The organism is Verrucomicrobiia bacterium, from assembly GCA_035629175.1.
Taxonomy (GTDB): domain Bacteria; phylum Verrucomicrobiota; class Verrucomicrobiia; order Limisphaerales; family DASXHY01; genus DASXHY01.
Genome location: DASPIL010000033.1, coordinates 1 through 23978, shown reverse-complemented (window position 1 = coordinate 23978; position 23978 = coordinate 1). Strand labels below are relative to the sequence as shown.

Genomic DNA, 23978 nt, shown 5'->3' with positions numbered 1-23978 from the left:
TTACCGGCGTTGCAGGGGTTTGAACATTGAGAATTCGGCAATTCGACGTGGGTTATGTGCACGCGCAAGGCTGAACGTTCAACTCCCCTCGCGGGCAACCCGCCAAAACTCCTGCGTCATACTGCAGACTTCCAGGTCTGCTGCCGAATTCGGGTATCCCCCACGTGGACGCCTCTCAAGCTGCGGTTCAGGTTGCAGCATGAATACAAATGAGATCGCTGAACAAGCAACGGATCGGGCGCGCGAAGCAGCCGAGACCATTCGCAACTCCGCAGAAACGTTGAGCAGCCGCGCCGCAATGAAAGCGCGTGAAGCCAGCGCAATGGCCGATTTTTACGTGCGCGAGTATGCGTGGACCTCAGTGGCAATGGTCGCCATTACCGCGGGACTCATCGGGTACCTGCTCGGTCGCCGCGAAAATTGAATCGAACTCACGCGGTGTTCTGCTCGAAAGCGTGGGCCGCCGACAGTTCGGAACCCCCCACCTTCAAGCACGTGGAAGCCGTGTGCTTCAGGAGGCACGCGTTGACTCCTGAAGCGCAGAGAGCTATTTCGTCTGCATGACCCACGGCGATTTCCTCCGCGCTACTCTTCGACCGCTGATCTTAGTTTCTGTCCTAACGCATTCATTCGTTCTGTTGTCAGCTCCTGCGGATGGAAATGCAGCGCTTTCGTGGCCTGATGTGACGCGTGAAATGCGCCCGTGGACCCGCTGGTGGTGGATGGGCAGCAGCGTGGAATCCAACAGCCTCTCAGCCGATCTCGAGGGGTTAAAGGCTATCGGCATCGGTGGCGTCGAAATCACGCCCATTTACGGCGTTGCAGGACGGGAGCAACAATTCGTCCCTTATCTTTCTTCCCGCTGGACGGACCTGTTCGCGCACACTCTGGCTGAAGCCGAAAGGCTCAACCTGGGCGTCGACATGGCGACTGGCACCGGCTGGCCGTTCGGCGGGCCATGGATCGGCGCACCCCATGCCTGCAAGGACGTTGAGTTCCGAACCTTTCAACTCAAGCACGGTGAACGGCTGAACGAACCCGTCACCTTGTCTGCCGCGCCGCTGATTCGCGCAGTGGGCAACCAGGTTTATCAACTCTATGGCGAAATCCTGCGCCCGCCCGGCGAGCGCGTCATCGGCACTGCGCAAAATCCGCAGCTCCTCGACAGTTCCCCGCGAATCGCTTTGGAACGACTGCGTGATCCAATTGCGGACACCCCAAACCTGCAGACACTCGCCCTCGATCAGGTCAAATTTCCCAAGCCATTGCCCCTTCAGGCGCTGATCGCCTACTCCAAGTCGGGGGCTGTCCTCGATCTCACCCGGCGCGTCGACGCGGACGGCCGGCTCGACTGGAGCGCCCCTCAAGGCGAATGGACTCTCTACGCAGTTTTCCAGGGCTGGCACGGCAAGATGGTTGAACGGGCCGGGCCGGGCGGCGAAGGCAACGTCATCGACCATTTTTCATCCGCTGCCCTCAACCATTATCTGGATCGATTCGGTCACGCCCTCGCCCGCCGCGATATCCGGCCGCTTCGAGCGTTCTTCAATGATTCGTATGAAGTGGACGACGCCAACGGACAGGCCGACTGGACGCCCCGCCTGTTTGCAGAATTCCGCCGCCGCCGCGGTTACGACTTGCGCGAACATCTGCCCGCATTGTTCGGAAACGCATCGTCCGAAGTGAATGCGCGGATACTGCACGATTATCGCGAAACGATTTCCGACCTTCTGTTGGAGAACTTCACGCAGCCGTGGCGGCAATGGGCGCATCGCAAGGACGCCCTGGTTCGCAATCAGGCGCATGGTTCGCCCGCAAATATCCTGGACCTGTATGCTGCAAGCGACATCCCTGAAACCGAGGGAACTGACATCCTTCGCCTCAAGTTCGCCAGCTCCGCAGCGCATGTAACCGGAAAACGCCTGGCGTCGGCAGAAGCGGCAACGTGGTTGAATGAGCATTTCCTCTCCACACTTTCGGATGTGAAGCGCGCGCTTGATCTCTACTTCATTGGAGGCGTTAATCACGTGTGTTATCACGGCACGGCGTACTCGCCCCAAGACGAACCCTGGCCGGGATGGCTGTTCTACGCTGCCGTTCATTTCAATGCGCGCAATTCATGGTGGGAGGATTTTGGCACCTTGAATCAATACGTCACGCGCGTCCAATCGGTGCTCCAAAGCGGCAAGCACGACAACGATGTGCTGCTGTATTTCCCGATAGCTGATGCATACGCGGAACGGGGTCCCGATTTGCTGAGACACTTCGACGGCATGCCGCGCGGCAGTCACATTCAGAAGACGGCGGAAGAACTGCAGGCGGGCGGGTTTGCCTTTGACTTGGTTTCAGATCGCCAACTGCAACACGTAAAGTTCTCGCGCGGAAAACTTCGCGCCGGCGGAGGCGCCTATCAGGCAATCCTTGTGCCCGAGTGCCACTGGATGCCGCTCGACACGATGCAACGATTGATCGTCCTCGCGAAAGAGGGCGCCCGGATCGTGTTTGTGAATGGATTGCCAGCTGACGTTCCCGGGCTGCACCAGCTGGATTCGCGGCGCGCAAAATTCAAAGCACTCGCAGCGAACGCCGCGTTCACTGAAACGAGCAGCGGTGGCGTGCAGGCCGCTGAAATGGGACACGGCACGCTCTTCGCAACATCATCCGCGCGCGCTGGCCTCGAAGCCTCGGGCGTCGCGCGGGAAACCATGGTGGATGCGGGCCTGCAATTTTTTAGGGGAATCAATGCCCTGGGAACATTTTATTTTGTCGCCAACCGCGGCGAACGTGCCGTCGCTGACTGGATTCAGCTGGGGAGAACTGCGGGCAGTGTAGCGTTGTTCGATGCCATGACTGGCAACATTGGCTTGCTGCCGTCGAAGAGTTCCACGGGCGAATCCAATTCTGCCGTTTACCTGGAGCTCGCGCCGGGCGAAAGCGCGATTCTCCAAACGCTGTCAAGCTCCACCGCCGATGCTGCGATCAGCTTTCACATCGAAGCCGGCGAGTCGCAGGAGTTGAGCGGCCCCTGGCGTGTGACCTTCCTGCGCGGCGGGCCGGAATTGCCGGGCACGATCGACCTGTCAAAGTTGCAGTCCTGGACTGAGTTCGGCGGAGATGCAGGGAGAAAGTTTTCTGGAACCGCCGAGTACTTCACTCGATTTAGCACATCCCTTGATGACGCCGCCGCGGGATTATGGCTCGACCTTGGCGAAGTCGCCGACAGCGCGCAGGTGTTTTGGAACGGTGAGCGCCTGGCAACCCTCATCGGAGCGCCCTTCCGCATTTTTGTTCCGCGTTCGAAGGTGCATTCACACAACCTTCTAGGGATCCGTGTATCGAATATCATGGCCAATCGCATTGCGGACATGGATCGAAACAAAGTTCTATGGAAGAAATTTTACAACGTAAACTTCCCCGCCCGGCTTGCGGCGAATCGCAGGAATGGGGTGTTCGACGCCTCGGATTGGGAACCCCTGCTCTCGGGATTACGCGGGCCAGTGACGCTCACTCCCGCCCAGGAGCGGGTGATCGGCCCCGCCCGACGCTGACAGGCTCAAAATCAAAATCCAGCCGCTTTCCGCCAATCAGCGGGTAGTGATCGGCCGCGCTTCCGCAAAAGGATGGTGACCATGGAACAGCGGCATCTACTTTCAATCGGCAGCAGCAGGAATGGTCATGGTCTTTTATCGGACACGTGGACGGAATCAGCGTTCGGCTCTCCGCGCGACTTCCTCAAGAATCGTTTCGTCTACCTTGTCATTTCGCCGCGTGCCAAAGGCCTGTCGATCGGCATCAACCTCAACCCGGTTGTCACCTGCACGCTCGACTGCCTGTATTGCGAGGTGGAGCGGCGCAAGACGGTTTGCGACTGCAGCCTGGACGTGGACCAAATGGCGAATGAACTGAATGCGATGCTGGACACGATCTCGCCGGAATGGCTGCGCCAGTGGCCTCGTTATGCGCGCCTGCCTGACGACCTGCTGCAGTTGCGACACGTGGCATTGAGCGGCGACGGCGAGCCGACGCTTTCGCGCCATTTCATCGAAGCCGTGCAGGCCGTGGCACACGTTCGCGCCATGCGCGGATTCTTCAAGATCGTGTTGCTCACCAATTCCATGTCACTCGACCTGCCGAACGCACAGGAGGGGATGAAGTATTTGACCCGGGAGGACGAGATTTGGGCGAAGCTGGACGGCGGCACACAGGAATATGTTCAACGCCTGAACGGCGGAGCGGTTTCGTTAAAGAAGGTCCTCCACAATATCCTCCTCGTCGGACGCCGCCGCCCCGTAGTGATCCAAAGCTTGTTTCCGGCAATCAACGGCAAGGCGCCCTCCGTCCGCGAAATCCGCCAATACGCGGAGCGCCTGAAGGAACTGAAAAACGCCGGCGCAGAAATTCCGCTGGTGCAGATTTACTCCGCCACGCGTCCGATGCAGCGCACCGGCTGCAGCCATTTGCCCCTCAAAACTCTCTCGGCAATCGCCCGCACCGTCCGCAACGTCAGTGGCTTGCACGCAGAAGTTTTCTGAGGATCGGGGGACGTCTGGGCTCGGAAGAGAGGGAGTCGGACGGGGTTGCGCAGTAAACCTCGCACGGCTGCTTTCTCCCCTCGCCTGCGACGGAGGAGTGGGAGTGGGGTTGGGGAGAGGGTGCTCTGATCTTTTCCCCTGCTGTCGTGCTATCCCAAGTCAAACGCGCCTCCTCTCCCCAGCCCTCTCCTCCGCTCGGAACCGGAGTTGAATGGGGTTGCACCCTTTCGACACTCAATAAACTCTTTACAGCCCGAACGTCGATTCGCAGAGTATCGTGCGTGTCTGCCAAGTCTGAACAGAATCGAGCGGGAGAGGCACTGCGGCCCAAAGTGCCGCAGAAAAGTGCCGGGAATTACGAGGACGCCATCCGGCGTTCGCAGGATTATTTGCTCTCGATTCAGAAACCCGAAGGTTTCTGGGTCGGAGAACTGATGGTTGACTCCACCCTGGTGTCGGACATGGTCGCATTCCACCACTGGGACGACAGCGTGGATCCGGAATGGCAGCGCAAGGCGGTCAACCACATCTTTTCCATGCAGTTGCCCGAGGGCGGCTGGAACATCTATCACGGCGGCCCCTCGGAGGTGAACGCCACGATCAAGGCTTACCTCGCACTCAAACTCGCGGGGGTGCCCGTTACAGATCCGCGCATGCTGCGCGCCCGCGAGGTCGCGTTGAACCTTGGCGGGGTGCCAAGGATGAACACCTTTTCCAAGCTTTATCTCGCGTTGCTTGGCCTTTACCCGTGGGAATACGTTCCCACGATCCCGTGTGAAGTGCTCCTGATCGGCAAGTGGTTCCACGTCAATTTCTGGGATATGAGCAATTGGTCGCGAGCCATGCTCGTGCCCCTTGCGATCATCAACCATTTCAAGCCCACGCGGCCTCCGCGCAACCGGGTGAACCTGGACGAACTCTACCCGCTTGGATTCCACGAGCGTGATCTTGCCCTCCCGCCCGATCCGGATCGCTTCTCATTGCGCAACTTCTTCCTGTGGCTGGACCGCCTGCACAAGTTTGCCGAGGTCTTCGCACAGAACGGCATTCACCCGTTCCGCAAGCAGGCCCTCAAAAAAGCCGAGCAATGGATGCTCGAACGCTTCGAGGGTTCCGATGGGCTCGCTGCGATTTTCCCTGCAATGCTGAACTCCATCATTGCGCTGAAGGCGTTGGGTTACGCCGACGACAACCCGGTCCTGATGCGCGAATGGAAGGAATTGAAGCGCCTGCAGCACGAAACAGAAAACAGCGTGCGCATCGAGCCGTGTTTCTCCCCCGTCTGGGATACCGCCATCGTTGCGATCTGCCTGCGCGAATCAGGAATTCCCGCCGATCATCCGCAGATGATCGCTGCCGGGGAATGGCTGATGTCCAAGGAAATCCGCTTCAAGGGGGACTGGCAGTACAAAAATCCCACCAAGGTCGAGCCGAGCGGCTGGGTGTTTGAATACGAAAACAAGTGGAACCCTGATGTCGATGACACCGCCATGGTGCTGCTCGCGCTGCGCCTGGTTCCAACCCGCGACGTCAAAAAACGCGACGAATGCTTTCAGCGCGGGTTGAAATGGATGATGGCCTTCCAATGCAAGGACGGCGGTTGGGCGGCGTTCGACAAGGATTGCACGAAGAACATTCTCGAGAAGGTTCCATTCGCAGATCACAACGCCATGCTCGATCCCGAGTGCGCTGACATCACGGCGCGCATCCTCGAACTCCTCGGATACGAGAACTACAGCACGCGTCATCCGCAAATCAAGGACGCGCTCGCCTATATCCGCGAGCAGCAGGAACCCGATGGCTCATGGTACGGCCGATGGGGCGTGAACTACATCTACGGAACCTGGCAGGTATTGCGCGGCTTGCGGGCTCTGAACATCGACATGAACCAGCCGTGGTTGCTCAAGGCCCGTGACTGGCTGGAAAGCGTGCAGCACGACGACGGCGGCTGGGGCGAACGCTGCAATACCTATGATGATCCTGTCTTCAAAGGCCGCGGCCCGAGCACGGCCTCGCAGACAGCCTGGGCGTTGATGGGCTTGTGCGCGTTTGATGACCCGCATCGCGCCAGTATCCGCCGCGGCATCGATTACCTGGTGCGCACGCAGAATGCGGAAGGCTCGTGGACGGAACACGAAACGACGGGCACAGGGTTCCCAAAGGTCTTTTATTTGAAGTACGACATGTATCGCAATGCATGGCCCCTGCTCGCGCTCGCAACTTATCGGAAGATTTTCAATCGCGCCCTGGAACACAGCGTTGGCCGCAATGGTGAAAATGGGCTCGTCGCAAAACCTGCACTGACACAAACCGCGACGACCAAGGTGGATCATTGAACGGCGCCACGATCGGCGAGTGTGACATTTAAACTCTCCGCAGCAGAAGCGCCTTCGGCGCCGTGTTGTTTCCGTTGCGACGCTTTGAACGTGAACTTGAACCTGGAACCTGCACGGGAATGAGCTGGCTGTATCGAAACGCAGTCCGGCCCGTGTTGTTCACCCAGGATCCGGAAATGGTCCATAACCGGACCATGCATACGCTCGGCTGGCTGAGCCGTCACGAGCTCGCGCTGGATGCGATCCGCTCTTTCCTTGGATCGCCCGAATTGCCGGTGGATCTGTTCGGTCTTCGGTTTCCAAACCCAGTCGGCCTCGCAGCGGGAATGGACAAAAATGCCGAAGCTGTCCCAGCCTGGGCCGCCATGGGATTTGGCTTCACAGAGCTCGGCGCCGCCACGTGGCATGCTCAACCGGGAAATCCAGCGCCCCGCGTATTCCGCGCCGTGACGGAAAACGCGATCGTTAACCGAATGGGCTTCAACAACATTGGAGCAGAAGCAATCGCGGAAAAACTCTCCGCCTGCCGTCGTTCGGGGCGCTGGCCGAAGCACCCCGTCGGCATGAACCTCGGGAAATCGAAGATTACTCCGCTCGATAAAGCGCCGGAAGATTACGCCAGTTCCTTCCGCGTGCTGAGGGCGCATCTCGACTTCTTCGTCGTCAATGTCAGTTCACCCAACACACCCAATCTCCGCCAGCTTCAGGATAAATCCGCGCTCAACGACATCTTCAAGGCCATCCAGGAAATCAACACGCCCGGGAATGGCCCCGATTTCTACAAACCCATCCTGGTCAAGGTCGCCCCGGATTTGTCGTTCGAGGCGCTCGATGAGATTCTTGAATTGGTTGAGCCGTGCCGAATTGCTGGGATTGTTGCCACCAACACTACCATTTCCCGCCCGGCCTCTGCAGATGCCATGGTGAAGAGGATTTACGCTGAATCAGGCGGATTGAGCGGGAGGCCCCTCACGTCACGGAGCACAGAGGTGATTCGGCACCTCTACCGGCGAAGCCAGGGCAAAGTCCCAATCATTGGAGTGGGTGGCATTTTCTCTGCCGACGACGCCTGGGAAAAAATTCAGGCGGGTGCATCCCTGATCCAGGTTTACACGGGCTTCGTCTACGAGGGCCCAACCCTGGTGCGCAATCTCGTCCGTGGCCTGATAGAGAAGCTGGCCGCGCGCGGGGAAACCTCGCTCCTGGCCGCGGTCGGCAGTGCCGCGCGGTAGGGGCGGACGCGAGCTTCAGGTTCCCGCACGCTGCACCTCAGGAACCTTCCGACACGCCCATCCCCTACCCCTGCTAGGCTGGCTTCGAGAACGGGCTTCCCCGCGGACCACCCAACAAATTTTGCCCTGGTAGCTCTTTTAGCTTGCGTGTCACTTTTAAGTCACACTCATCTCTTGACCGTTCGCGCTAAGGCGGTTATACACGAAACGTTCGAACCTAATCTCCCTTTATTTGTATGACGCTCACCAAACGTGACCTCGTGACTCGGATCAGCGAAGAGACGGGGATGGTCCAGCAGGAAGTCCTCGACGTCGTTCAAAAAACGCTGGATTACATTGCCGAAGCACTGGCGAATGGCGACAAGGTGGAACTTCGGAATTTCGGCGTGTTTGAAGTGAAAGTCCGAAAAGCGAGAGTCGGCCGAAATCCAAATGCCCCCTCCACCGATGTGCCGATCCCCGAGCGCTCAGTGGTCAGGTTCAAACCTGGCAAGGAAATGCGCGCCGAGGTATTGAAGATTGGTCCAAACTCCATTCCCACGGGATCGTAAGTTCCGTCGATTTCTCCCCTGAACAGGAATTCATCAGCGGTGTTCCTTTTCAGGGATTCTCTTTTTCAGGAAGCAGCGTTTTGCCTTTTCTCGCGCGGCGGCGGGACTTACCTTCCCGCGACATTTTATGGAACGTTTGCCCGGTTTTCGCGATTTCTATCCAGAACCGCTTCCGCACCCCGACGTCTGGAGTGCCGACGCGCGACAATACATCTTTGCCAAATGGCGAAGCCTGGCTAAACGCTACGGATTCCGCGAATACGACGGTCCCCCGCTCGAGCCGCTGGAGCTCTTCACAACCAAGAGTGGCGAGGAAATCGTCAAGCAACTGTTCGACTTCAAGGACAAGGGAGATCGCCACGTGGCAATGCGCCCCGAAATGACCCCGACCCTCGCCCGCATGGTCGCGGCGCATGAACGGAACTACAGGAAACCAATCAAGTGGTTCGCGATTCCGCAGCTGTTTCGATACGAAAAACAGCAGCGCGGGCGGCTTCGGGAACATTTCCAGTTCAATGCCGATATCTTGGGTGAAACGGATCCTGCCGCCGACGCCGAGTTGATTGCGCTATTGATCGACACGTTGCGCGGATTCGGCCTGACGGCGGCGGATTTCGTCGTGCGCCTTAGCAGCCGCAACGCCTGGCAGCAGTTTTATCAGGCGCATGCCACCGGCCAAAGCCAGCCCGCCGACGGCGAATACCAGTTCTTCCAGATCATCGACAAACTCGAACGGGCATCCGCCGATGAAAGCCGCAGGAAGCTCCAGGAACTTGGGTTTTCATTGGATGACGTCACGGCATTCATCGAAGGGGGCGCGCCAACGGCAGAATTACAGGCCATCATCGACAACCTCGCCGCGCGTGGAATGAAGGATTTCGTCAAGATCGATTACCATGTCATTCGCGGGCTCGCGTACTACACAGGCGTCGTATTCGAGGCGTTCGACACCAACATGAACCTCCGCGCGATTGCGGGGGGAGGGCGTTACGACAATTTGATCAAGCTGGTGAGCGGCGGCAAAATTGCATTGCCTGCCCTCGGATTCGGGATGGGCGATGTCGTTCTCGTTGAATTGTTGAAGGCCCGCGGATTATTGCCGCCCTTCGATGCAAACGTTGACGTGTTCGTGATGATTGAAGATGAAGCATTGCGCGGAGCCGCCCTGGCCTTGATCCAAACGCTCCGAACAGCAGGGCTGAGCGTGGAGTACTCCCTGACGCCTGCCAAATCGGATAAACAATTCAAGCGCGCGCAGGAGTTGAAAGCGGTGTTCACCGCAAAACTCGACAGCGATTCCTACGTGCGCATCCGCAATCTGCAGACGCGCAAGGAAGTGGTGACGGGATTCTCAGACGTCGTGCACCACGTCAGGTGAGTGGAACGCCAACGGCGTGACTCAACCCGAACAAGGGATTGCTCACCCTTGCCTGCTGCGCTCGCCGATTGCGCTTGCATTGACTTTGGTCCGCCTGCCGAAAACTGTTCATCCGGAAGTCTGCGGGAACCCGATCCCGTCCCACGCACGCGTCGCGCTGCCGAGAGTCGATCAATCAACTGTTGAGAATTCGCCAGACGCGCAACGCTTCGGTCGCACCCCACGCCTGCGCGTCGCAACCGCGCGCAGCGTGCGGCGTGTTGCCATCCAGAACCTCCGGAACGTGTCCGAGGCAGCCCGACTCCATCAAACGGGCAATGCTCGCAAGATACGCGCGGGCCGCTGCAACGGCTTCCGGCGCAAACTCCCACGCGGCAGCGAGGGCTTCGCAGAACACCGGAAAAGTCCAGGTCCACGCCGTTCCATTGTGATAGGCCGGCTTGCGCCGCGTATCTTCATCGCCTTCGTAATGTCCCCAATACGGGTGCAATGGATCGTTCAACATTCCGCCGTGATTACCCAGGACAGGAACAGGCACCGACACCGGCAGCGGTGCCAGCGATCTAAGTGCGCCCGGAATGACAAGGTAGCGCTGGGACGCGGCCACACATCTGCGGGCGCGTTCGCCCGAAATGACCCCGAGCGAGACGAGAAACAATGCGTTGCTTCTCAGGGCATCGCTGGCGACGGCGCGGGCTGCCGAAACCTGCCGTGCTGCAATCAAGACATCTGCATACCATCCGCGATCTTCAAGCCAGCAATACTGTTCAACAGACGTTTTCGCGTGTTCCGCCATCCGAGCCCAACCTTCCGCGTCTTTTCCTGGACTGATCCGCGCCAGGTGCCGTAACAGGCGAATCCACAGCGCCTGGATTTCGACGGGATATCCTTCGCGTGGCGTTCCAGCCGGATAATTCGTGTCCATCCAGGTGAAGTGACTTGGGCTCCAGATGAGGCCGGATTCGGGATCCATTCCGATTCCATTGGGCGTTCCCGAAACATAATTGTCAGCAATGCTGCGCAACACCTGGCGGATCGTGCGTCCGGAATCATCAACATGACGATCGTACAATGCGTCCTGTCCCTGCGCCTGCGCGAGCTCTTCACACACGACGCCGAACCACAGCGGGGCGTCTGACGTGTCGCGGTTGGATGCATCCGCGCCATGAATTGTATTGGGCAGGGTCCCCTGCTGCTCGAACCGGGCGAACGTCAGGACAATTTGCTCAACCTCCTGCAGCATTCCCGCGGTGATCAATCCGCGTGCACAAATGAATGTATCGCGGCCCCAGTCCAGGAACCAGGGGTAACCCGCAATCACTGTCTTTCCTTCGTCGCGGCGAACCACGAACGTGCGCGCCGCAGACTCCAGGCGGGTTGCGAAAGACTCCTCCGCACGGTTCCCGTCCGCGTCCAAAACCGCGTCGAAGCTGTCCCATCCTTCCGGCTCGGCCGTGACACAAACCTCGGAAACGCCGCCTTTCGGCATTGGAAATTCAAACCATCCCGGGCTGAACGCATCGCCCGAACCGATCTGTCCGCGCGCCGCTTCGACGGGGTGGGGAATTCCTTCACTCCATTCAGGCTGCGAATGATAGCGCCCCGATTTTGCAAACACCCGCAACTGCCTGTCCTGGGCTGGAGTGAAGGCAAAGCCCTGTCGATGCGTTGATGGGTCGATGAGATGAACGTTGGATTGGAAATGAAAGTCAGTCCCGCCGTTGCGCCGGGTTTCCGAATGGAAATTACGATCCTCGATATCCACCCGCACCGTTAGCCGAACATCGGCATCGGCAGGCAACTGTTTTCCTGACGCCGCAGCAGCCGTGGGACGGGAAAATCGAAAGATGGTGGAGTTGCGGCCGGGCACCATGGCAGCATGCACCTCGATTTCCACTGTCCGCCCATCGCCCGCATTGGCCACAAACTTCCACACCGCGGGCGGCCCCGACTCAAACGCCACCAGTTGCTGGCTGTTCAATGGCGATATGAATCCGTCCGCCACCACCCAGGCGCGAATGCGCTTGGCAAAGATATGACGGTCCACTGGCAATCGCGCATGAAGGTTCGCACCGAGCACGCAATCGTACTTGGATTGGATGCGACCCAAATCCACGCACAGACGCGCCATGCCGCCGATGCCATTGGTCAGAAGCACCATTGCATCACCGCCTGGCAAAATCCTCGCCTGCCCCCCCGATCGCGGGTCTGCCGGCACAAAACGGACGCGCCCTTCAGCCGAACGCTCGGACTGTCCATAGCGTTCCAGCACCAATCGCGCGTCGCCGACCCGGCCTCGCGGCGGAAAGCACGCGATGAAACGTCCGCCAGCCGCGATCGCCTCGACGTGCTGCGGCACATGCGCGCCTTCATCCTGGAACAGCAGCGATGCGCGAAAGCGGCAGTCGTCCTCGATTAGCAGCCAATGTGCGGGCGGCACGGGCGTGACTCGATTGCAATCCAAAACACTCCATTGAATCACCCGCGGGTAAGATAACGCATCCGAACGCCCGCTGATAACGTCGCGCACCTCAGCCGCTGTCGCATCGAGGGTGAGACCTGCGGTGCGCGCGAGGAAAGCAAACGGTGATCGATCCACAATTCGCGAGAGTTCCAGCCAATCACAACCAACTGCGGCAACGCTCGGCAGGGTGTGGTGCAGCGCCTGGATTGCCCACGCTGCACGTCCTCGATGGGCGCGGTAAACATCCCCTCGAAGTCCAAGCGGTTCGGGAGCGGGAGCGAGGCAACAGACCTGGCCTGGCGCCAGCGTCATCCTGAAGTGATTCCCTGATGTTTCAAGCGGGTGAATCGCCTGTCCCAGCAATTCAAAACGAAATTGCTCCAGCGGTGCGGAGGTTGTCCGCAACTCAATGGTCTGTTCCTTGTCTGGATCTGTGTTGGCGAGCACCAATACTGCGTCGTCCCCTTGCCCTGACTTGCGCAACAAGGCATACACGGGCGATTCGATTTCGCTCAGCCGGGCAAGAGTTCCGCCGTCAAAGAAGCATGGATGATCGGACAACAACCGATTCAATTGCGCAAGTTCCTTCACGAGATTTTCGGTTCGCCCCCATGCGAGGCCATTGCACCCGTGCACGCGAATTTTTTCCGTGGCGAGCCACTCCACGCCGCAGGTGAAACCGAACCCGCCACTAACGCTCGTCAGCCCGCACAAACCATTGCGAAGCCATGACCACGTCTTGTCAGGAGGGGTGGCCGAAGTGATCGACCCACGCCCATGGGCTGCGAGGCGGTTGTTATCGTGAGTCTCGCTATAATGCACGTAGAGACCCACACGCGCACTTTGGCGCAGCGCATAATCCAGGTACGTGGCGACTTCGCGGCCCGAATAGTTTTGGAACAACTCGGAATACGCCCACTGCATGCGCCCTTCGGTCAGCAGAGATTCGGTCGTTTCCCACGATCCACCCAGTCCCTCGAGGAGAAAGAGCGTCTCCGGAAATTCCTGTTGAACGCGCGCAATGATGTATTGCCACGCGGGCAGTGGCACCTTGTATCCCGCATCGCACCTGAAACCATCCACCCCGCGGCGGCACCAGGTGAGGAACATCGCGGCCAGCCGATCCCACAACGCCACATTGTCGTGCTTCAGCTCCACCAAATCCTCCCACGTCACACCCCACGCTCCCGGGCTGGCAAATGTACCGCCGGCATCTCGCAGAAACCATTCGGGATTGTTCTCCTGCAGCGTGGAACCCCACCCCGTATGGTTGATAACGATGTCGATGAACACGCGGCCACCGCGTTCATGCGTCGCATACGTGAGTTCGCGAAACTGGTCCACGGCCGTTGTGCGTTTATCGAAGACGACGAGCGCCGGGTCAATCGCGGTCAGATCCAGCGCCGCGTAGGGACTGCCGAATCTTCCGAACCGCGCGTATGTTGTCGGAGTGGGATTGACAGGCAGCAAATGCAAGATCCGGCAGCCAAGGACATCGATGATGTGCGGCAGCGCATGAACGAGATCGCGAAGCTTCCCCGAGGGCGGCAGGATGGCGAAACCATGTTCCTCAATCTGCTGGATCTGCGATTCCAGCTTTTCATTCGCGGTGGAAACCGCATTCCGCGTTGGCCCGAACAGCCTGGGAAACGCGCAGTATAGAATATTGCCGGTCCGATACGAATCGGGATGGACAGAAATGCCGACGTCGCCCCCTTCGGGCCAGTGCTGCCAGCCCTGGGGGTCCAGCAGATACGCCTTGGCTTGAAAATAACCGACCTCGGCTGCCGCGAGCTCAATCACCCACCCGTCCTCCACGCTTGCCATGGGCAAATCGCGCCACGACGCGCCGGCGATGGGCAGGCTGTTGGTGTGGGCATCCAGGATCTCTCGCCGCAGCAACTCCGCCCGGCCGAGATTCGTGCGCAAGCGTGCGTGCCAGCCCTCTGTGGCGGCCGCGCCCCCGGGGATTTTCAGGTGGAAACGAACGCAATCGCCGACGAACTTTTGCAAACGTTCGCCAGGTGCGGGCGTCATCATTGGAATCCAGTGTCCCATCGTGGGTCGGCCTGAGTGCGCTTAACTTCAGCAAGTTGAACCGTGATTGCAATTCCGCAGTGTTGAAACAGGACAGAAGTGTACGGGAACGGACAGCCACGGGCGGCGCGGTCCCTTTGCAACGAATGCCAGCAACCGGAATTCTGCGGATTCCTCCAGGTGTGGCGGCGATTTTGCTATGCACTGCTTGCCCGGATTATGGCAAACGAACCAGAACCATTTTGCCGGGCAGTTCGAACATGGCCAGTACACTGACGCAAAGCGAAGAAGCTCAATTGGCACAAACAATTGAGATGTTCGAAGTCATCATCGAATCGCAACCGCAGGATTACCAGTCCCTGGAAATCCTGAAGGAGGCATATTCGAAACTTGGCCGCGAACAGGACGTCGTCCGCACCTCAAAACGTATCGCCGAAGCGTATGTGGACATGGGACAGCTCTCGTCTGCCATCCTCGAATACGAAACGATCCTGCAGCGATCCCCTGACGATCCCGACGCGCAAAAAGCCCTGCGCCAGATCGAAACCCGGGCCAACAATTTCTCGCCTCAGACGCTGCCCTCGGACACGGACCTGGCAAAATCCGCCGCGCCCGCCTCGCAGCCGAGCAAATATCCCGAACGCAACGGGACGGTGAAGATCGACGATGGCAGGCAGGCGTTGCAGAAGATTTTTGTCGACAGCAAGCTGATCACCGCTGGCGACTTCGACCTTTGCTGGGTCTCGCCGGGTTCAACCGCCCCTTCAGGCATCGTGGAACCGTTCATCCAGATTCTTGCCGACAAGGGGATCGTCCCTGTGGACAAGTCGCTGAAGCTTCTGAGTGACAAGTCGCGCCTTTCGTATCTGCCTCTGGAGAAGTATGACGTCGACATCGACCTGTCGCGCGGGTTCCCTGCGCAGATTTGCCAGCACTGGTGCGTCCTCCCATTTGATCGCATGAGCAAATCGGTGCTCGTGGCGACTGCCAATCCGTTTAACCAACAGGCAGCCAAGGAACTCGCGGCGGCGACGCCGTACAGGTTGTTGTGGTATCTGACCACGCCCACGGAAATCGTCAAGGTCCTGCAAAAAGCATTTCGTTAACCTATGGCTGCAGTGAAATCATTTGGCGAACGCATCGCCGACGCATTGGTTGAAGACGGGCTGCTCACGGCCAAGCAGGTCGAGGAACTTCTCGACCAACAGAAAAAGGGCGGGACCCGCCTGCTCAAGCTCATTCTCGAGAAAGCTTACGTCAGCGAGCAGGACATGGCTGTCTGCATGGGCCGCGTCCTCAACACCGCGCCCGTCAACCTGCCCCGCATCACCATTCTTCCCGAAGTCGCCGAATTGCTCCCGCGCGACGTGGCCCAGAATCACAAGGTCATTCCGGTTTCGCGCCTCGAGAACAAGCTGTTCATCGCGATGGCGGATCCGCTGAACGTTCTCGCCCTCGACGACGTTCGCCGAATCACACGGCTGGAAGTCTCGCCGATGATTGCGTCGGAAAAGGCGATTCTGGACAAGCTCGCCAGCCTTGATGCTGCCAAGGGCGGCAGCATGGAGGACATCATCCAGGATGCCCAGAAACAGGAGAATGCCGAGGAGGATGATAACCTCGAGGTTGCGAAGGAAGCCGTAGAGGAAGTCAACCTGGACCAGCTCGCCGCCTCCAGCGAAGAAGCGCCCGTCATCAAGCTCGCCAATCTTATATTGATCCAGGCCATCAAGGACCGCGCGAGCGACATTCACATTGAGCCTTACGAGCGCGGGATGAAGTTGCGGTATCGCGTTGACGGCGTCCTGCTCGATGCCACCCCGCCGCCGAAGCAATTGCAACTCGCCCTTGCGTCGCGCTTTAAAATCATGAGCAGCCTGGACATTGCCGAACGCCGGCTGCCCCAGGACGGCCGCATGAGGGTGCGCGTGAGCGGCAAGGATTACGATCTCCGCGTCTCGATCATGCCGACCGTGCATGGCGAAAAAATCGTGCTGCGCGTTCTCGACAAGTCGAACCTTTCCGCAAGCCTGGACAAACTGGGGCTCGATCCCGACACGTTCCAGCAGGTCAAAACCGCCGTCGACGCTCCACACGGGCTCATTCTCGTCACAGGCCCCACTGGCTCAGGCAAAACGACGACGTTGTATTCGGCCCTTAACGAGCTGAACAACCCGATCTACAACATCATCACGGTTGAAGATCCCGTCGAATTTCAGATTCCAGGCATCAACCAGGTGCCCGTCAAAAAGGAAATCGGCCTGACATTCGCCAACGCGCTCCGCTCCATTCTTCGCCAGGATCCAGACATCATCATGATTGGTGAAATCCGTGACACGGAGACCGCGGAAATTGCAATCGAAGCGGCGCTCACGGGGCATCAGGTCTTAAGCACGATGCATTGTAACGACGCTCCAGGAGCCATCGCGCGCCTGGACGACATGGGGATTGCGCCATTTCTGATTTCTTCGTCCGTGATCCTGTCCTGCGCGCAACGCCTCATGCGCCGCATCTGTTCGCATTGCAAGGAACCCGTCACCTATCCCGAGAAGATGTACAAAGACCTGAACATCGACCCGAGCACGTTTGATGGCGTGACGCTCTATCGGGGACGCGGTTGCGATCGCTGCAAGAATTCCGGATATGCGGGTCGTCTCGCAATCATCGAGGCCATGACTGTCAGCGATGAAATCCGCAAACTCATCATCTCCCGCGCGAACACGCGTGAGATGGGAAAGATTGCCATCGGCCAGGGAATGCGAACGTTGCGGATGGTCGCGCTCGACAAGGTTCGCGACGGCGTTTCCACCCTGGAACAGGTGCTCGTGCTGACCGCGGCCCATTAATCGCGGGGCCGCCCTTCTCAAATTCGGCAGGTGACAGGCGCACGTTGAACTTTCAACCGCGCCGGGAGTTTTCTAGATTCCGCCCATGCTGGAACTTGAAGACGCGATTCAACGTATATTGTCCAGGCTCCCCGCGTCCGCTTCCGAACGCATTCCCCTGCCCCAGGCCGATGGCCGATATCTTGCGCAGGGGATTACCGCGCCGCTGAATCTCCCAGGATTCAACAACTCTTCCATGGATGGCTACGCTGTCCGCGCTTCCGACATTGCCCAGGCTGCGAAAGGCTCCCCTGTGCACTTGCGCGTGGTGGGACGAGTCGCAGCCGGGCAGCACACGGACCTGGCCATCCAATCGGGAGAGGCAATGCGCGTGTTCACAGGATCGATGGTTCCCGCCGGGGCAGATGCCGTGGTCATGCAGGAAGATAGCGAGCTGGATCCGGCCACACCCGATCTCGTCAGCGTGTGCGATTCGGCCAAGCCATGGGAGAATGTTCGTTTCCAGGGAGAAGACGTGGAACGTGGAGCGGAAATAGCGCGCAAGGGTGAGCAGTTGAACGCGGGTCGCATTGCGCTGCTCGCTGCCCTTGGAGTCTCGGAGGTGGAGGCGGGCCGGCGACCGCGCGTTGCCGTTCTGGCGACAGGTTCGGAATTGCATCCAGCCGGAGAACCACTGCCTCCAGGCGGAATCTATGAAAGCAACCGTGCTGCGTTGGCGTCCCTTGTTGCGCGAAGCGGTGGGATCGCCGAGGTGATGCCCATTGTGCCCGATGACCCGCACGCCACGCGCTCCGCCCTGAAGCGTGCGTTCGCAGCAAACGATCTCGTGATCACCTGCGGCGGCGTCTCAGTCGGCGAGTTGGATCTTGTGAAAAGCGCATTCGAGGAACTTGGCGGGAGGCAGGATTTCTGGAAAGTGGCGATCAAACCCGGCCGCCCTTTTGTATTCGGGGAAATCGAATCTCGATTTCTTTTTGGTCTTCCAGGAAATCCCGTGTCGGCCTTCGTAACATTCCTGTTGCTGGTTCGGCCCGCGCTCCTTCGATGGCAGGGCGCGATCGACATTTCATTGGAAAAAATTCGCGCGCGCCTGGCCCAACCTGTAAGCAACGGAGGAGATCGCCGCCATTTTTTACGCGTTCAATTGACCGCGCACGGGGAAGTTCATGCGCCAGGTTTGCAAGCGTCACACGCGTTAAGTTCGCTCGCGGAAGCAAATGCACTGCTGGAAGTGCCTCCCCGTACAACGGTGTCCGCGGGGACGGAAGTGACAGTGCTGCGATGGGATTAGGCTAGAAAGCGCGTTGCGGAAACGAGAAATCGGCGCGGGGCGGAGCGACCCTCGTCGGGCTTGGGGCCGGCGCCGTGGAAGTATATTGGTCCGGAGACACCGGCGCTGTGGGCGCAGTTGGCGCGGAAGGAATGGCCGTCGGCACCGCCGGGTTTTGATAAACCCCGGAGATCGGCGGATACGCCGTAGGCGCCATGTTGGCCGGAGTCCCGTAAGCCGGCGCCTGCCACGTGTTCCACGGATTGTTTCGATCCGCTGAAACCGCGGTGTCCGTGTTCACGGGAGCATAATGCGGTTTGGCGAGGTCCAACGCCTTTCGGAAGGCTTCCATCTGGCGCTGCTGCGAATCGCGCTGCCGGATGGCATCGGGTGAAAACGGATTATTCCGCAGCCCCAGCAAGTCGGGAAGCCCTTCAAGCCGGGAAACCGGTTCGTTCCCCGCACGTTCACCATGGAATGCGTCCAAAGCGCTAGGCCCATTCAATCCGGGCATTCCGCTAAACGAAGGAAGCTCCATCGGAGGCGCTGCATTTGTCGCCGTCTGACCGCGCATCTGCCGCTCGTAATAGCGCTCCACGGGCGAAAGTGAATTCCAGTCACGGCCATCAGGCATCAGCGCCGGAACCTTGCCGTTAACCTTCGTCATGTATTCCTGGATGACATCCTCAGCTGTTGCGAACCCCCAGTTGCCCGGACTGTCGAGCACGCTTCGTTGCGGCTGTCGCACAGCGGGACGCGGCGGCCTCGGCACAGGCGCGCCCGTGTCCGGCCCGCTGTTCCGCAGGCCGCTGAAATCTGTTGGAAAATCGGGAAGCTTGATCTTACGCGGAGGCGCCGTGTTGTCCGATTCAGCCGTGGTTGTAGAACCGGAAAACGACTCCGCCGATGGCAGCTCAACCGCGAGCATCTGGAAGGCAGACAAACACACGAAAAGACTCACCAACCTGACGGCTGGCACCGCGCTCCTTAGACGACTGCAGAAGCGGAAAAGCATTTCGGAGCGAATGCTACCGCACAATATTCAGCAGGTCAAAAGCTAATCCCGAACTTCTTCGTTGTCTCCTCGCAACTTCCCGGACCTTTCCGCGCAGAACCCACGCTGGGACTCGCCAAGAAAGTCGAGCATCGTCCTCGCAGGCCCGGCGGTGAAGTCCCGGGCGGCCGCAACCGCCTCCCGAAGGTTCTTCCCCGATCGGAAGAGGGCATGATACAGCCGCTTCAGTTCAATCCGTTGCTGCGGTGTGAAACCGGCGCGCCGCAAACCCACGATGTTGAGCCCGCAAATTTCATTCTGACGCCGCGCGATTGTGAAGGGCGGCAGGTCTTTGCTGACCCCCGATCCGCCCTGCATCATCGCCAGGGTCCCAACGCGCGTGAACTGATGCACAAGGCAGTTCCCGGAAATGAAGACCCGGTCCTGGATCGTCACGTGGCCCGCCAGCAAGGCGCCATTTGCAACGATCACGTGATTGCCCACCACGCAATTGTGCCCGACATGGGAATTCGCCATGAAGAAATTGTGCGAACCGATGGCCGTGTTCTGCACAAGCGAAGTCGAACGATGCACCGTGAAGTGTTCGCGAAACACGTTATCGTCGCCAATCACCACCCTGGTCGCTTCGTCCCGATACTTGAGGTCCTGCGGAGCGTCGCCAATGACGCATCCAGCGTGGAATCGATTGCGGGCTCCGATTGCTGTGCCGCGCGAAATCACCACGTGCGGCCCGATTATGTTCCCGGGGCCAATCGAAACACCCGCCTCGATCACTGAATACGGGCCCACTTCAACGCTGGCGTCCAGGGTCGCAGCCGAATCAACGATTGCCGTTGGATGAATCACACTGATGAACGCCGATACTGCGCGCGGGAATCAAGATTACCGTTGGATGCGTGCGGATCCCCCTTTTGCAAAGGATCGAACCTGTTCCACCGTGGACATCGTCGTGTCGCCAGGAAACGTCGTCAGCAGCGCGCCATGTGACCAGCCAAGGTTGACCGCTTCCTGCTCGGACGCCCCGGAGAGAAGCCCGTAGAAAAATCCCGCGGCGTAACCGTCACCACCTCCCACACGATCCACAACGTCGAGCTCACAGGTCGGCGACTGAAATGTCGTGCCGTTGATCCATGCAACCGCGGCCCAGCTGTGGCGGTTCGTCGAATGCACCTCGCGAAGCGTCGTCGCGACAATTTTAACATTCGGAAACTTTTTAACGGCCTTATCAATGACGGCGTAGAACGCGGAGGGATCAAGCTTCGATTTGGATTCCACATCCTGCCCTTCAATGCCGAGCCCCTTCTGCAAATCCTCTTCATTGCCGACGAGAACGTCCACGTGTTGCACGATTCGTCCAAGGACATCGAGCGCCTTCGTTTGTCCGCCCCAGATGTCCCAAAGCTTCTGGCGGTAATTCAGGTCGAACGATGTGACCGCGCCCGAAGCCTTCGCTGCTTTCATGGCTTCGACGATCAATTCGCCGGTGGTTTCCGACAGTGCCGAGAAAATGCCTCCGCTGTGAAACCACCGCACTCCCGCGCCAAAGATCTGTTTCCAATCGAAATCCCCGGGCTTGAGCTGGCCCGCGGCTTCGTTCGAGCGATTGTAAAAGACGACAGGCGCACGCACGCCCTGGCCCCGATCCGAATAAACCGTTGCCATGTTGGGTCCGCGAACGCCGTCATGCTTGAACCGTTTGTAAAACGGCTTCACTCCCATCGCGCGCACCCGCTCCGCGATCAAGTCGCCGATTGGATAATCAACCATCGCGGTCGCAACGCCTGTGTTCAGCCGGAAGCAATCCGCGAGGTTGGCGGCAACGTTGAATTCACCGCCGCTGACGTGAATGTCGCAGTGATTCGCTTTTCGGAAGGGGATGATGCCGGGATCGAGGCGATGCACCAGGGCACCGAGCGAAAGAAAATCGAGGGCGCCTTCCGCGCGAATATTCAAACCGTAGCTCATTCTTATGTCCTTTTTCGTGTTTGGCAGATTCAGTTCAGGCCCCCGGTTCCGCTGATGTGTTCCGCGGACCGGCGGCGCGCGCCATGATTCAGGAAACGCCCGGGTTTGTCCTTCAAAAAATCATGTGAATTTGGGAACAAAGCCCTTCACTTTCTGCACTTCAACTTCTTGTTTTTGCGCCGTTTCAGACTTTTCTTTTGAACACTCTTAATTAGGCTACCGCGCCATGCCGTCATTCGACATAGTCTCCGAAGTCAACTCGATGGAAATCGAGAACGCCGTCAACCAGGCCAAGAAGGAATTGGCGAACCGTTTCGATTTCAAGGGGAGCAAAGCCGAGATCACGCTCGAGAAGAACGAGATCAAACTCAGCGCCGAGGATAATTTCAAGGTGAAGACCCTCAACGAGATCGTGATCGGAAAACTGGCAAAGCGCAGCATCAGCCTGAAAAGCGTTGAAGCCGCGGAGCCCGACATCTCCCCTCTCGGCCACGCCCGTCAAAGCATCAAGATCAAGCAGGGCATCGAAAGCGTTGTTGCAAAACAGATCACCAGCTTCATTCGCGACGGCAAGTTCAAGGTGACGACCCAAATCCAGGGCGACGCGATCCGGGTAAACGGAAAAAGCCGTGATGAACTTCAAACGGTGATTGCAGCCGTGCGCGACCACGACTTTCCCGTCCCCGTGCAGTTCATCAATTTCCGCGACTGACCACCCGCACGCGGTCAGACGTCGAGGGTCTGGCGCAGTTCGGGAACAATCACTTCCGCATGCGGCTTCATTTGGCGCAGCGTTTCACCGAACGCGAGGGCCTGCGATTCCTCGCCATGAATCACGCTGATTTTCTTTAACGGCCCCGTCAGCCGCTCCACGTACTGGCCCAGTTCATTCTTGTCGGCATGGCCTGAGAACGAGTCGATCGAGGCCACCTGCGCTCCGACATGATACGGCTCTCCAAAGATGTTCACGGGATTTCTCCCGTTCAGGATCTGGGCGCCCAGCGTGTGCTCGGCACAATATCCGACGAAGAGCACCAGGTTTTTTGGATCGCCAATGTTGTTCTTGAGGTGATGGCGAATGCGCCCGGCCTCGGCCATGCCTGAAGCGCTGATGATCAATGCCGGTCCCTGCAGGTCGTTCAGTTTCATGGAGCGTGCGGCTTCACGGATGTAGGTGAGATTCTCCATGCCGAACGGATTCTCCCGCTCGCGCAGGAACTGGTAGATGCGTTCGTTGAAACATTCCGGGTGCAGGCGGAAGATCTCGGTCGCATTCACGCTGAGCGGACTGTCCACAAACATGGGAATGCTCGGCAACTGCCCGGCATCGGCGAGCTGGTGCAGCGTGTAGACAATCTGCTGCGTGCGCCCGACTGAGAACGACGGGATGATCACCTTGCCGCCACGCTCAACCGTGTCGCGCACAAGCCGGCCGACTTCCTCGTTCGCGTTGCTCTTGGGAGAATGAACCCGCGCGCCGTATGTGCTCTCGATCTGCAGGAAGTCAACGTCCTCGACCACGTGCGGGTCGCGCAGGATGTCATCGTTCCCGCGCCCGATGTCGCCCGAGAACAAATAACGAAAGCGCCGCGCTCCCTCCTGCACATCGAGCACCACTTGCGCCGAACCCAGAATGTGACCCGCGTCCCGAAACGTCACGCTCACCCCATCGAGCACTGGAAAGGGCCGGTCGTAGTTGATCGCCACGAACTGCCGCACCGCCTTTTCTGCCTGCGTCGGCGTGTAAAGCGGCTTCACGGGAGGAAGCCCCTGCTTTGCGCGCTTCTTCGATACAAACGCGGCATCCGCCTGCTGAATTTGCGCGGAGTCTTCAAGCATCACGCTCGCCAGGTCACGCGTCGCAAACGTGCAATAGATGTTCCCCTCGAATCCCTGGACACACAGGTTGGGTAGATTTCCGCAATGATCGATGTGCGCATGGCTTAGCACGACCGCATCGACAGTTGCGGGGTTGAATGGAAAGTGGCGGTTGCGGTCCATTGTTTCATCGCGACGCCCCTGAAAAAGGCCGCACTCCAGCAGCAGCTTCTTTCCGTTCACCTCCAACAGATACATCGAGCCGGTGGTGGTTCTTGTGGCTCCGAAGAAATGGATGCGCATGGGGCAGAGCGTCTGAAAGGTCGGCAGAGTCGTCAAGCGGACAGAAAACCGGCCCGCGATTCAACAGGTTTTGGGAACCTGCGCTTCGACGGGCGCACATCAGATTTTGAGGGGGTGAGATGGAGCACTGATGCGCGAGTAATCAGTTGCGTAGGTGGTTCCAGGAGTTGGCGTGGGGAAAGAGCAGCCGCCAACGTTGGTTGCGCCACATGGTTTCCAGAGTGATCAACG

General features: G+C 58.9%; 16 protein-coding genes. 11 read left to right on the top strand and 5 right to left on the bottom strand.

Annotated elements, in window-relative coordinates; translation table 11 throughout:
• Positions 1 to 199 precede the first annotated feature (199 nt).
• From VEH04_05365 to hisS, 7 genes are all read left to right on the top strand, one after another.
• Complete coding sequence (locus tag VEH04_05365) at positions 200 to 424, top strand: hypothetical protein (protein ID HYG22194.1); 225 nt, start codon at positions 200 to 202, stop codon at positions 422 to 424.
• A 271-nt stretch (positions 425 to 695) separates the two neighbouring features.
• Positions 696 to 3548, top strand: coding sequence for a glycosyl hydrolase (locus VEH04_05360; protein ID HYG22193.1), 2853 nt, complete (start codon positions 696 to 698; stop codon positions 3546 to 3548).
• Between the two features lie 72 nt (positions 3549 to 3620).
• Positions 3621 to 4532 carry a hypothetical protein gene (locus VEH04_05355; GenBank protein ID HYG22192.1) on the top strand — a complete coding sequence of 304 codons (912 nt, stop codon included), beginning with the start codon at positions 3621 to 3623 and terminating at the stop codon, positions 4530 to 4532.
• A 281-nt stretch (positions 4533 to 4813) separates the two neighbouring features.
• Entirely contained in the window at positions 4814 to 6868 is a 2055-nt protein-coding gene (shc, locus tag VEH04_05350) for a squalene--hopene cyclase (GenBank protein HYG22191.1), read from the top strand.
• Between the two features lie 119 nt (positions 6869 to 6987).
• Positions 6988 to 8100: a quinone-dependent dihydroorotate dehydrogenase gene (locus VEH04_05345; protein ID HYG22190.1), complete on the top strand. Its 1113-nt coding sequence runs from the start codon at positions 6988 to 6990 to the stop codon at positions 8098 to 8100.
• Between the two features lie 236 nt (positions 8101 to 8336).
• On the top strand, positions 8337 to 8651 hold the full coding sequence (locus VEH04_05340) for an HU family DNA-binding protein (protein ID HYG22189.1): 315 nt from the start codon (positions 8337 to 8339) through the stop codon (positions 8649 to 8651).
• A gap of 127 nt (positions 8652 to 8778) precedes the next feature.
• Positions 8779 to 10029 (top strand): histidine--tRNA ligase, encoded by a 1251-nt coding sequence (hisS, locus tag VEH04_05335; protein HYG22188.1) that lies wholly within the window; start codon positions 8779 to 8781, stop codon positions 10027 to 10029.
• 175 nt (positions 10030 to 10204) lie between these two features.
• Here the strand turns inward: hisS and VEH04_05330 are convergent, their stop codons facing one another.
• Entirely contained in the window at positions 10205 to 14533 is a 4329-nt protein-coding gene (locus tag VEH04_05330; GenBank protein HYG22187.1) for an amylo-alpha-1,6-glucosidase, read from the bottom strand.
• 257 nt (positions 14534 to 14790) lie between these two features.
• Here VEH04_05330 and VEH04_05325 point away from each other — a divergent pair, with 257 nt between their 5' ends.
• From VEH04_05325 to glp, 3 genes are all read left to right on the top strand, one after another.
• Positions 14791 to 15636, top strand: a complete 846-nt coding sequence (locus VEH04_05325) for a hypothetical protein (protein ID HYG22186.1) — start codon at positions 14791 to 14793, stop codon at positions 15634 to 15636.
• A 3-nt stretch (positions 15637 to 15639) separates the two neighbouring features.
• Positions 15640 to 17376, top strand: a complete 1737-nt coding sequence (locus VEH04_05320; GenBank protein ID HYG22185.1) for an ATPase, T2SS/T4P/T4SS family — start codon at positions 15640 to 15642, stop codon at positions 17374 to 17376.
• Between the two features lie 85 nt (positions 17377 to 17461).
• Positions 17462 to 18667, top strand: a complete 1206-nt coding sequence (gene glp, locus VEH04_05315; GenBank protein ID HYG22184.1) for a gephyrin-like molybdotransferase Glp — start codon at positions 17462 to 17464, stop codon at positions 18665 to 18667.
• Between the two features lies 1 nt (position 18668).
• Here glp and VEH04_05310 read toward each other — a convergent pair whose 3' ends face one another.
• The 3 genes from VEH04_05310 to VEH04_05300 form a co-directional block, all read right to left on the bottom strand.
• On the bottom strand, positions 18669 to 19625 hold the full coding sequence (locus VEH04_05310) for a hypothetical protein (GenBank protein HYG22183.1): 957 nt from the start codon (positions 19623 to 19625) through the stop codon (positions 18669 to 18671).
• A 78-nt stretch (positions 19626 to 19703) separates the two neighbouring features.
• Positions 19704 to 20507, bottom strand: coding sequence for an acyl-ACP--UDP-N-acetylglucosamine O-acyltransferase (lpxA, locus tag VEH04_05305; GenBank protein ID HYG22182.1), 804 nt, complete (start codon positions 20505 to 20507; stop codon positions 19704 to 19706).
• 36 nt (positions 20508 to 20543) lie between these two features.
• Entirely contained in the window at positions 20544 to 21626 is a 1083-nt protein-coding gene (locus VEH04_05300) for a sugar kinase (GenBank protein ID HYG22181.1), read from the bottom strand.
• 226 nt (positions 21627 to 21852) lie between these two features.
• Between VEH04_05300 and VEH04_05295 the strand changes: the two genes are divergently transcribed.
• On the top strand, positions 21853 to 22338 hold the full coding sequence (locus tag VEH04_05295; GenBank protein ID HYG22180.1) for a YajQ family cyclic di-GMP-binding protein: 486 nt from the start codon (positions 21853 to 21855) through the stop codon (positions 22336 to 22338).
• A 14-nt stretch (positions 22339 to 22352) separates the two neighbouring features.
• Here VEH04_05295 and VEH04_05290 read toward each other — a convergent pair whose 3' ends face one another.
• Positions 22353 to 23747: an MBL fold metallo-hydrolase gene (locus VEH04_05290; GenBank protein ID HYG22179.1), complete on the bottom strand. Its 1395-nt coding sequence runs from the start codon at positions 23745 to 23747 to the stop codon at positions 22353 to 22355.
• Between the last annotated feature and the right edge of the window lie 231 nt (positions 23748 to 23978).

What these genes read in the sequence shown, in the direction of transcription:
- VEH04_05365 (HYG22194.1), top strand. Translation starts at nt 200, where the DNA reads ATGAATACAAATGAGATCGCTGAACAAGCAACGGATCGGGCGCGCGAA.
- VEH04_05360 (HYG22193.1), top strand. Translation starts at nt 696, where the DNA reads ATGCGCCCGTGGACCCGCTGGTGGTGGATGGGCAGCAGCGTGGAATCC.
- VEH04_05355 (HYG22192.1), top strand. Translation starts at nt 3,621, where the DNA reads ATGGTGACCATGGAACAGCGGCATCTACTTTCAATCGGCAGCAGCAGG.
- VEH04_05345 (HYG22190.1), top strand. Translation starts at nt 6,988, where the DNA reads ATGAGCTGGCTGTATCGAAACGCAGTCCGGCCCGTGTTGTTCACCCAG.
- VEH04_05340 (HYG22189.1), top strand. Translation starts at nt 8,337, where the DNA reads ATGACGCTCACCAAACGTGACCTCGTGACTCGGATCAGCGAAGAGACG.
- hisS (HYG22188.1), top strand. Translation starts at nt 8,779, where the DNA reads ATGGAACGTTTGCCCGGTTTTCGCGATTTCTATCCAGAACCGCTTCCG.
- VEH04_05330 (HYG22187.1), bottom strand. Translation starts at nt 14,533, where the DNA reads ATGATGACGCCCGCACCTGGCGAACGTTTGCAAAAGTTCGTCGGCGAT.
- VEH04_05325 (HYG22186.1), top strand. Translation starts at nt 14,791, where the DNA reads ATGGCCAGTACACTGACGCAAAGCGAAGAAGCTCAATTGGCACAAACA.
- VEH04_05320 (HYG22185.1), top strand. Translation starts at nt 15,640, where the DNA reads ATGGCTGCAGTGAAATCATTTGGCGAACGCATCGCCGACGCATTGGTT.
- glp (HYG22184.1), top strand. Translation starts at nt 17,462, where the DNA reads ATGCTGGAACTTGAAGACGCGATTCAACGTATATTGTCCAGGCTCCCC.
- VEH04_05300 (HYG22181.1), bottom strand. Translation starts at nt 21,626, where the DNA reads ATGAGCTACGGTTTGAATATTCGCGCGGAAGGCGCCCTCGATTTTCTT.
- VEH04_05295 (HYG22180.1), top strand. Translation starts at nt 21,853, where the DNA reads ATGCCGTCATTCGACATAGTCTCCGAAGTCAACTCGATGGAAATCGAG.
- VEH04_05290 (HYG22179.1), bottom strand. Translation starts at nt 23,747, where the DNA reads ATGCGCATCCATTTCTTCGGAGCCACAAGAACCACCACCGGCTCGATG.